This window comes from Bordetella petrii (genome assembly GCF_000067205.1).
In the GTDB taxonomy this organism is placed as follows: Bacteria; Pseudomonadota; Gammaproteobacteria; order Burkholderiales; family Burkholderiaceae_B; genus Bordetella_A; species Bordetella_A petrii.
This window is the reverse complement of sequence record NC_010170.1, coordinates 4,822,429-4,832,032: the sequence shown is the minus strand read 5'-3', so window position 1 is coordinate 4,832,032 and position 9,604 is coordinate 4,822,429. Positions and strand designations below refer to the sequence as shown.

At 60.3% G+C, this 9,604-nt stretch carries 8 protein-coding genes; 3 read left to right on the top strand and 5 right to left on the bottom strand.

The window, feature by feature from the left end; all coding sequences use genetic code 11:
- Positions 1–846 precede the first annotated feature (846 nt).
- From BPET_RS23180 to BPET_RS23170, 3 genes are all read left to right on the top strand, one after another.
- On the top strand, positions 847–2,940 hold the full coding sequence (locus tag BPET_RS23180; RefSeq protein ID WP_269446939.1) for a copper-transporting P-type ATPase: 2,094 nt from the start codon (positions 847–849) through the stop codon (positions 2,938–2,940).
- 251 nt (positions 2,941–3,191) lie between these two features.
- The gene (locus tag BPET_RS23175) at positions 3,192–4,652 is read left to right on the top strand and encodes a multicopper oxidase family protein (protein ID WP_012251398.1); all 1,461 of its coding nucleotides are present in this window, start codon (positions 3,192–3,194) and stop codon (positions 4,650–4,652) included.
- A gap of 241 nt (positions 4,653–4,893) precedes the next feature.
- Positions 4,894–5,091 carry a hypothetical protein gene (locus tag BPET_RS23170; protein ID WP_041863205.1) on the top strand — a complete coding sequence of 66 codons (198 nt, stop codon included), beginning with the start codon at positions 4,894–4,896 and terminating at the stop codon, positions 5,089–5,091.
- Between the two features lie 2 nt (positions 5,092–5,093).
- On the opposite strand, the gene BPET_RS23165 is transcribed toward BPET_RS23170, so the two are convergent.
- From BPET_RS23165 to parA, 5 genes are all read right to left on the bottom strand, one after another.
- Entirely contained in the window at positions 5,094–7,055 is a 1,962-nt protein-coding gene (locus BPET_RS23165; protein ID WP_012251397.1) for a relaxase/mobilization nuclease domain-containing protein, read from the bottom strand.
- Between the two features lie 444 nt (positions 7,056–7,499).
- The gene (locus BPET_RS23160; protein WP_041864394.1) at positions 7,500–8,036 is read right to left on the bottom strand and encodes a S26 family signal peptidase; all 537 of its coding nucleotides are present in this window, start codon (positions 8,034–8,036) and stop codon (positions 7,500–7,502) included.
- 46 nt (positions 8,037–8,082) lie between these two features.
- Positions 8,083–8,556, bottom strand: coding sequence for a DUF2840 domain-containing protein (locus BPET_RS23155; RefSeq protein ID WP_012251395.1), 474 nt, complete (start codon positions 8,554–8,556; stop codon positions 8,083–8,085).
- A gap of 10 nt (positions 8,557–8,566) precedes the next feature.
- Entirely contained in the window at positions 8,567–8,800 is a 234-nt protein-coding gene (locus tag BPET_RS23150; RefSeq protein ID WP_041863204.1) for a hypothetical protein, read from the bottom strand.
- Positions 8,797–9,468: a ParA family partition ATPase gene (parA, locus tag BPET_RS23145; protein WP_050978357.1), complete on the bottom strand. Its 672-nt coding sequence runs from the start codon at positions 9,466–9,468 to the stop codon at positions 8,797–8,799. The genes BPET_RS23150 and parA overlap by 4 nt, the downstream gene beginning before the upstream one ends.
- Positions 9,469–9,604: the final 136 nt, after the last annotated feature.

Sequence of the window (9,604 nt, the reverse complement as noted above, 5' to 3'; positions counted from 1 at the left end):
GTCAAACTGGCGGGACACCAAATCTAGGGAGCGTTAGAGCGAACGAGGAGGGCGCCACAACCCTGATGGGTCGCGCGTGCTGACTGCCGTATCAGTCAAGAGCAGCAGGTGTGGCTGGATAGTCCACGACGGTTGCCAAGAGACGGCTTGAGGAGACGGAAAGGAATGGCAGAGCTTGCAGGCTGCACTCGGCTTACATGGCTTGGATCCGCTGGAGTGCGGAGACGACTTCGTATCGGCCGAATCTGTTGCGCAGTGCCCGTCGGACATCGAATTTTGGGTTGTTGCAGTATCGTGCGGCTGAACGGACATCTGCATCGCAGGCATGGCGTGAGGCGCGAGTACGCTCGCCGTGGTCGCAACGGGGACCGCCAGCGTCAGTAAAACGATAACTAGTATGCGTAATAGAGCCATGGTGAAAAATTATAATGTGTAAGCACTAAAGGCACTAGCCGTGATGGATCATGTGGTGATTCAGCGCAAGCACAAGTGGCCTATCTTTCGTCTGGGTATCGCTATCGAGATTATGGCTCGATAGTTTTGCTGAATGCCCAGCTTTAGAGCTTGACATTCCAATGGGGGGAAGGTTTAGGCTTAGAACCTCAGTCACTGGAGGTTGGCATGGCGCGGAAGTCATTACCAAAGCAGGACTTGGCGGACCACAAGCATGGGCCTGCGACACACGCGTTCCAGCACAGTCATCATCGGGATGAGAAGGACGCTAAGGCTCCTTCAACGAGGCACGCTTGTGAAGGACATGACCATCATCATGGCTCCTCTCATGGCCGAACGACTGACGCTGGCGTATCGCGTGCCGGATCATCGAGTGCGGAATACACATGTCCGATGCATCCGCAGATTCGGCAGATTGGACCGGGCAGTTGCCCTATCTGTGGCATGGCGCTCGAGCCGGTGACTGTGTCGTTAGACGGCGAGCAAGAAAGTAGCGAGTTGCGTGACTTTTCTCGTCGATTCTGGATCGGCCTGGTGCTTACGTTGCCCGTAGTCGTACTCGAGATGGGAGGGCACCTATTCGACATTCATAGACTGGTGAGTCCACAGTTATCGAATTGGCTGCAATTTGTGTTGGCCACCCCCGTAGTGTGGTGGGCGGGATGGCCATTCTTCGTGCGAGCGTGGAAGTCGCTCGTGTTTCGAAGTCTGAACATGTTCACACTTATTGCATTGGGCACTGGCGTTGCGTGGATCTATAGCGTCGTCGCCACGGTCGCGCCACAATGGTTCCCCGAAAACTTTCGGACTCAGGGAGCTGTCGCAGTCTACTTTGAGGCGGCTGCTGTTATTACGGTGCTTGTCCTACTGGGGCAGCTGCTGGAGCTGCGCGCACGAGAGCGGACTTCTGGAGCGATTAAAGCGCTGTTGAACCTCGCGCCAAAGACGGCGGTTAGGGTCAGAGAAGATGACAGCGACGAGACTGTCGCGTTGGAGTCGATCCAAGTCGGCGAGCGACTGCGAGTTCGGCCGGGTGAGAAAGTCCCTGTAGACGGGGAGGTTCTGGAGGGACGATGCACCGTAGATGAATCGATGATAACGGGTGAACCAATTCCGGTGACAAAGGCGCCAGGGTCCTCTGTTACTGCGGGGACGCTGAACCAAACTGGTAGTTTCGTCATGCGGGCAGAGCGGGTAGGGGCAGATACGCTTCTAGCGCAAATCGTACAGATGGTCGCGGCCGCGCAACGCAGTCGAGCGCCAATTCAGCGGCTGGCTGATCAAGTGGCTGGCTGGTTCGTGCCTGCGGTAATCGTGGCATCTGTGGTTGCCTTTGCCGCCTGGCTTTACTGGGGACCGGCTCCTGCCTTCACGTATGCACTCATCGCGATGGTGTCTGTGCTGATCATTGCGTGCCCTTGCGCGTTGGGGCTGGCTACACCTATGTCGATCATGGTCGGGGTGGGGCGTGCTGCACAGCATGGGGTGCTTATCCGAGACGCCGAAGTGCTCGAGCAGATGCAGAAAGTTGATTTGGTAATTGTGGACAAGACGGGGACGTTGACCGAAGGCAAACCAAAGGTCACCAGTATTCAGCCCGCGGCAGCCGTAGACCGCGCTGTGCTGCTGCAAATGCTGGCCAGCGTGGAGCGCGCCAGCGAGCACCCATTAGCCACTGCGATCGTCGATGCTGCACAAGAGGCGAAGTTGGCGCTTTTACCCGTAGAGAATTTTGATTCTCCCGTTGGTAAGGGGGTAATTGGAACCGTCGACAAAAAGCACATTGTTTGCGGCAGCGCCAAATTCTTGGCAGAGCACGGCATTGTGATATCAGCCGAGGACTCGGGCGATTCGCTACGAGCGAAAGGCGCCACAGTCATTTATGTCGGGATTGATAGTCACTACGCCGGGTTCGTTAGCATCACCGATCCCATCAAGGAGTCGACACCCCAGGCGATCGATGCGCTACACAGGTCGGGAGTCAGAGTTGTGATGCTTACCGGGGACAGCAAAGCGACTGCGCGTGCCGTTGCCGAGCAGCTCGGCATCGATGAGGCTATAGGCGAAGTGCTGCCCGAAGATAAAAGCGCTGCCGTAAAGCGCTTCCAGGCAGAGGGCAGAATTGTTGCCATGGCTGGTGACGGCGTCAATGATGCGCCCGCTTTGGCCGCCGCTAACGTTGGTATAGCCATGGGGACCGGTACTGACGTGGCGATGGAAAGCGCCGGCGTGACGCTGCTGAAAGGCGACCTCATGGGCATCGTACGCGCACGGCGTGCTTCCCAAGCAACGATGCGAAACATCAAAGAGAACTTGTTTTTTGCGTTTATTTATAACGCGGCGGGCATTCCCGTTGCCGCCGGTGTGCTGTATCCGATTTTTGGCGTCCTTCTCTCTCCCGTCATTGCGGCGGCGGCTATGGCGTTGTCATCTGTGAGCGTGATCGGTAACGCGTTGAGGCTTAGAGTCGCGAAAATTGACGAGTAATGTGCATTCGAGAGAGTGAAAACACGGGAGGATCTCGCGGGGCACTTTAGATCCAATTTGAGAGGGATGCTTGACCTTTCCATGGTGGTAAGGTTTACGCTAATTACCATTGCCGCATATGACATACATGTCCCCGAAGCAATGGGAGTGCGGCGAGGCATCGGCTGGGCGAAGCATCCTTCTAATTGTCAGTGAGCGTTTTGACTTAAAGCTGGGTGCAAAGCATGGCCTGGAATTGAGAAAACTTCGCTATGACATTGACCCGACGATCTTTCCTCACAGGGGCAGGCCTGGCAGGAGGTTCGTTCCTGGCGGGATCCCTCCTATGGCCTTCTAGGGCTAATAGCGCTTCAACGGCGTTACGAATTCCTGAGCTGATTGATGCCCGCACGAAGGGGCAAGCGATTGTGCTGACCGCGCAGTCCGGCAGAACAGCCTTCTACTCCGGGCGTGAAAGCGATACCTTGGGCTATAACGGCAGCTATCTTGGACCGACGTTGCGTGTCCATCGCGGTGATGACGTGCAAATTGCCGTCACCAACTCCCTTCGCGAAGATACAACAGTCCATTGGCATGGGTTACTCATTCCCGGAGAGCTTGATGGCGGTCCACACCAGACGATCCGTCCAGGTGCTACGTGGCGACCCGTGCTTCCCATTCGTCAGCCTGCAGCGACGCTCTGGTATCACTCGCATGCCCATGGTCGTACCGCCGAGCAAGTCTATGCCGGGCTGGCCGGCGTCCTGATCGTTTCTGACGACGAAGAAAGAGCGCTCGGACTACCGTCTGAGTATGGCGTCGATGATCTTCCGTTGGTATTGCAGGATCGACAATTCCAGGATGGGATGCTTGTCCTCCCGCAAGGAATGATGTCGATGATGCACGGCCGACGCGGCGATACGTTGATGGTCAACGGAACCGTCAATCCGGTGGCTCGAGTGCCACGTCGTCTAGTTCGGCTTCGCTTGGTCAATGGGGCCAACTCCAGAGACTTTGATCTCGCCTTTGACGATGGCCGGTCATTTCAATGGATTGCGTCCGAAGGCGGGCTACTCGAAGGGCCAGTGGAATTGCGTTCTTTGAGGCTTGCTCCCGGCGAGCGGGCTGAGATTATTGTTGATTTTTCTGATGGCCGTCCCGCTCTGCTCGAAGCGGGGCCAGACAACACCATGTCGATGATGATGAGAACAATGACAGGCGTCACTAATCTGGGTGGTATCGGACGCGAGACGGTTGTCAGGTTCGAACCGCAGTCAGGAGAGGCACTGGTGAAGGCCGTGCCGGACAAGCTTGTCAGCTGGGAGCGCCCGAACGTTTCGAATGCCGTTCGGCGGCGTCGTTTCGAAATGAACATAGGTATGGGAGGCCAAATGCGCGGCGGAATGACAATGTTCGGCATCAATGGCCGCGCTTTCGATATGTCGCGGATTGACGAAAGGATTCGACTTGGAGACACCGAGATTTGGGAAGTCTCAGGTGAGATGATGGCGCATCCGTTCCATATTCACGGTGTTCACTTTGAGGTACTGAGTCGAAATGGCTCGAGCCCGGGCATCCGTGATCAAGGTCTCCGAGATACGGTCATAGTTCAGGAGCCGGTCGAGTTGCTTGTGAAGTTTTCGCAGACTGCGGTGAGTTCGCCATTTATGTATCACTGCCATATTCTTGAGCACGAGGATGCTGGAATGATGGGGCAATTTTTGATTAGTTAATGCTGAAGACGTTTCAGGAAACAGCAAATAAAGCACGTAAGTGAGGTGCGTGGCCGTAGCTCGGTCAATCTCACAAGGCTGGAATGGGATTACGGAGAAAGAGGCGGGAATTGCTGCGGTCGAAACGTAAATGAATCGTGGAACCCATTATTATCGCCTTCAAAAGGCCAAACGAAATTAGTCACTTATGGACCGAGCGGCTTCTTTTTTGCGAGTGCTGTGAGAGTTCGCGGGCTAAATCATGGACAAAGCAGCTTCAACCTTAGGTGACGACGTACTTGCAGCGTTCAAACGCGCATGCAAGGAAGGGGACACAATTGTGGCCGAGTCGCTGCTACAGGCCCTGGAAGCCATGGGCGCACGAGATGTTGAAGCGGAGTATCTGGAGCAGGCCTATTTGGAGTTGGCGCGTCAGGTTGAGAGCGAACCCCGACATTAGCCTCACAATGCTCGGCCGCGCTGTTTACCTAACTCCCACGTCGCCCGGCCATTCTCGATCGAGACCGACATGGATTCACCCAGCCGCTGCGCCAGTACCGGCCGCCATGGCACTAGCGTAAAACCCAGCCCATCGTCCAGCATGGCGTAGCGACCGCTGGCCAGCATTAGTGAACGCCGGTAGACGCCGGCGGCCTGGCCATCTTCGCCCAGCGGCTGATACGTCAGGCCCGTTTCCATGGCCAGCCGCTGAGCTACCGCTGCCACTTCCCGGTCACGCAGCGTATTGAGCAGTCCACGCGCAACGATGACGTGCAGCCCCTGACGTCGAGCCAGCCCCTCGCTTTCCAAGTGGGCCGCACGCGCCCGCATGGCCTCTCGCGCCTCGCCGCCGAAACCCTGTCCTGTCAGGTCTTTGCCGTTGTCGATCAGCTTGCGATCCAGCCAGGTTGCGCCCCGCGCGTCGATCTGGTTCGCCAGAGGCAGGTGCGAGCGTACCGTGATGTTGATGCCGTGGCGCATCTTCAGATCATGTTCCCGCCCCTGCTTGATGAGATCGTTTGGCACCTTCCAGGTTTCATCGTCCACACGCTCCACAATCTCGGCACGCCGCAGACTTTCGAGACGCATCACATGCGAGCGCACCATGGCTTCGGGACTGGGCAGGCGTTTCTGATCCTGACTGTCTTCACGCTGCGCTTGCCAGCGTTCGAGTTCGGCCAAGTGTTCGCCGGGTCGATATAGACCGCCCGCCGCTTGCTTGGCGATGTTTCTGTCGGCAGCGCTTTCCGGGATAGGCTGCACTTCTACGATGCCATTCGTCGGGAAGTCGGCCAGCACCATACCGGGCGGCAATGCTAGGTAATGCGCCCGGCCATCGGCCGCGTCGATGACGAGATAACCTTTGTCATACAGCTCATTGGCAAGCCCCTTGTCGGCAATGCGGCCGATGATGGGATGGCGCAGCGCTGGCCCGGATTCGATGACGTATTCGCGTGCCTGGTCGCGCATTGCCCGGTGCAAGGCGCGCAGAATGTCGCCGCGCTCGCCCAGGCTGCGTAACGTGGCCTCCAACTTTGCATCAAGCTGATAGCGGCCATCATCGTTCAAATGGGCCAAACCCATGCCGGTCAAATGCTGCAAGCGAGCGGCCAGCGCGTGCTGATAAGACGAGTCGCCGCGCAAGCCCGATGCACCTGTTGCCTCGGCGTCGACTGACAGGCGCAACAGTGACCGATCCAAGGTGGTGAACCGCTCTTGCTGGACTTCGCGCTGCAAGGTGTCGGCGATCTCGCGTTCCGTACGTGGCCCGAGCCACTCGGTGGCCAGCTCGGCAGCGCGCTCGCGCATGCCATGGCTCATATATTCCGGTGCAATGACTAGATCCTGCCCGTTATCGGCCCGTCCGCGCAGCACGATATGCGTATGCGGATTGTCGGTGTCCCAGTGATCGACGGCCACCCAATCCAGTCGGGTTTGCAGATCGACTTCCATGCGCTGCATGAAGGTGCGAGTGAAGGCGCGCAGATCGCCAATCTCCACAGCATCTTCACTGGAAAGTATGAATCGGAATTGGTGCCGGTCCTGCTGGCAGCGATCGGCGAAAGCTTGCGTATCGGCCGCGTCGGTTTGGGCGCCATAGGCCTGGCCGCGTTCGCCGTCGCGGGTGACGCCATCGCGCTCGATGTAGCGCAGGTGCGCGGCGATGGCATCCGAGCCGGGTTTGATCATCACGAAACGCGATTTGATGACGACGCGCCGGCTGCGCAGCGTCGGCGTGCGCCCTCTCAATCGAGCCGCGACCCGGCCCCGGCCGAACTGGCGGCCACGCATCGAGCGGCCGGCCGCCTGGCCTGTCTTGGCCACCTGACGGCGCACCAGCGACACAAAGCGTTCGCCGCCACCGCCGCGCTGGCGAGGCGCACCGGGCTGGGGCCGGAAACGATCGTCGTCAGGTTGCGCCATCGGCCACACTCCCGACAAGGCAAGCGCACACGAGCGCAGACAGCACACGGCGACGCCTGCACCCATGAGCCCAAGCGTCCTTCCACGGCACACGGTCCACCGACCCGCGTGTCGTCTCCCCACACGTGCAGACAAGGGTTTGCGGCCAACCACGTGCTGGCCCTTTTATCTTGCCCTCGCTGTCACCCTGCGCCCCTTGCCGCCGTCTTGGTGACGGGAATAGACTGGCGATCCGGTCGATGCCGGGTGCGCCGGGCGCGGGCGACGGCCACAGGCCGGGCCAGCCAGACGTAGACGGCGAGCCGCCGCGAGGGTAAGCGGTCTGCACGCCGGGGCGCAGCCATCTGGCCAAGCCGCTGACATGGCCACTGCGCCGAACACCGCATACGCGCCGCATAGCGCAGTGCAACCGGCGCGCAAAGTGACTGACCGACAACACGCCACTCATGGCGTGCCCCACACCCAGAGCGGCACGGCCACGCCGTAGGCGGCCGCGTGCGTAACGGGACCAAAATAGCGGCTGTCGAACGACGCCGGGTGCGTCGTGCCGAGCAAAAACCATTCGTGTATGGTCAATAGCCGGCAGCCTGGCCAGGCAGACATTGGCCGGCCCTGGCGGTCGTGTGTGAGCGTGCGCGTCACCACACGGCCATTGATGCGCACGATACCGTTGCGCACGCAGACATGATCGCCATAGCCAGCGGCGATCGGTTTGATCAGCGGCACGCCAGCTGGCAAGTAGCCGCGCTCGGCAGCCCGCCTCGCGGCATCGCCGGGCAAGCGCGTGAGGATGGTATCGCCCACACGCGGCGGCTGCGCATGGATAACATAGAAGCCGCGCGGCACGCTGTCGCTGGCGTTGTAGACTAGGCGGGGCGCGAATGTAGCAACCGGATCGCCGGACGCGGCGGCAGGCGCTACGGCACGCAGCAGGCCGGACGCCAAAATTGCCGCCAGACCGACCGTCGTGCTGGCCAGCACCGCTACGCGATAGCGCCAGGCGGGCCGGCACGCAACGCATGGCACATCAGACATCATTTACTCCCTGTAAAGTGCGACGCGCAAGGTAAGCGGCATGCCGCTCGGCCGTGTAGACCGGTGGCGCTTGCCGAGCCGCGAGCCGGTTGGCCACGGTGCGCCAGTAGGCGGGCGAAACCGTCACAGGTGCGATGCCGCCGACCTCGACGGCATCGATCAGCGCAAGCACGGTTTTGACCTGCCGCTTGCCATCAACGCGCAGCAAGAGACGCGCCCCGGGCACAACGCCCGAGATGCGTTGGACGGCATCAAGCGGTGTAGCCGCTTGCATCACCATCAGCGTCCAGGCCACGGTACCGTAGGCATTGGCGGCCCAGCTCACGCGGCAGCACACCGCGCCGGGCATGAAGATCGCCAGGCGCCGGTATGCATCCAGCCGCACGATGCGTTGCGGCGCGCCAAAGCGCAGCCGGATGCGTACGTGCCGACCTATGCTCGCCAGCGCCACGCGCGTCACGTACATGGCGGCACCGTCATGACGTGCGCTCCGGGAACTCGCGTTCCAATACGGTGCGCAGCATGGTGGCGGCGGTCACGCCATGCTGGAATGCGGCCACCTTGATGCGCCCGCGCAGCGCGGGCGTTACATCAATGGTCAGCCGTGCGCTGTAAACGGGCGCAGGCCCGTCGCCATGCTTTACCCAGGCAGTCGCGCCGCGTGGCGCGGGTCGCGTACCGATCATGGGACGCTCGCGGGACTCGCTCATCGCAGCGCCTTGCGCACTTGAGCGGCAAGCCGCGCGATCTCGCGAGCGGCCGCGCCACGGGCGTCGCGCTCGCGCACTAGCAAGCCGCCGGCCACGCTGTCCGCAAACGCAATGCGTTGACTTATCTCGACCGCCAGTGTCGGTAGGATCTGCTCTGCTAGTGCGGCACGCGCTTCGCGGCCGATGACGGTGCCCACGACGCGCCGGTTGATGACAAAGGCCGCCCGAAGCTGCGGGCGGTACAGGCGCGCTTCCTCGATGAGACGTACCATCTCCTGGCTGGCCCACACGTCATAGGCCGAGGGTTGCACAGGAATCAGCACGATATCGCAGGCCAGCAGCGCTGAGCGCGTGATGGCCGCCGTCCGCGGCGGGCCGTCGATCACGACAAAATCGGCGCTGCGCGCGATGTGCGGCACGTCAACATGCAAGGACTCGCGTGCCAGGCCGAAAACACCGTACAGGCGCTTGTGCCCGTTTTGTGCACGTCGCTCGGCCCAGCCCGAGGCCGAGCCTTGCGGATCGGCGTCGAGCAACGCGACGTTGAATCCCTCGCTGGCCAACTCCCCAGCCAGGTGTGTAGCCAGCGTCGTCTTGCCCGAGCCGCCTTTCTGGTTCAGTAGCGCAATGACTCGGCCAGTGTGAGGCCGACCGAGGTCGGCATCCAGCGCGCCGATAACGACCGGTAATGGCTCCGGTTGTCTACTGCTTTTAACGGCCTCGCATGGTTCACTGGTCAATTTTTGACCAAACAACCTCGCGCTAGTAGTCTTAGTTAGTCTTTTAGTTAGAGAGTTAGGAACG

What these genes read in the sequence shown, in the direction of transcription:
- BPET_RS23150 (WP_041863204.1), bottom strand. Translation starts at nt 8,800, where the DNA reads ATGAGCGAGTCCCGCGAGCGTCCCATGATCGGTACGCGACCCGCGCCA.
- BPET_RS23165 (WP_012251397.1), bottom strand. Translation starts at nt 7,055, where the DNA reads ATGGCGCAACCTGACGACGATCGTTTCCGGCCCCAGCCCGGTGCGCCT.
- BPET_RS23175 (WP_012251398.1), top strand. Translation starts at nt 3,192, where the DNA reads ATGACATTGACCCGACGATCTTTCCTCACAGGGGCAGGCCTGGCAGGA.
- BPET_RS23180 (WP_269446939.1), top strand. Translation starts at nt 847, where the DNA reads ATGCATCCGCAGATTCGGCAGATTGGACCGGGCAGTTGCCCTATCTGT.
- BPET_RS23170 (WP_041863205.1), top strand. Translation starts at nt 4,894, where the DNA reads ATGGACAAAGCAGCTTCAACCTTAGGTGACGACGTACTTGCAGCGTTC.
- BPET_RS23155 (WP_012251395.1), bottom strand. Translation starts at nt 8,556, where the DNA reads ATGTACGTGACGCGCGTGGCGCTGGCGAGCATAGGTCGGCACGTACGC.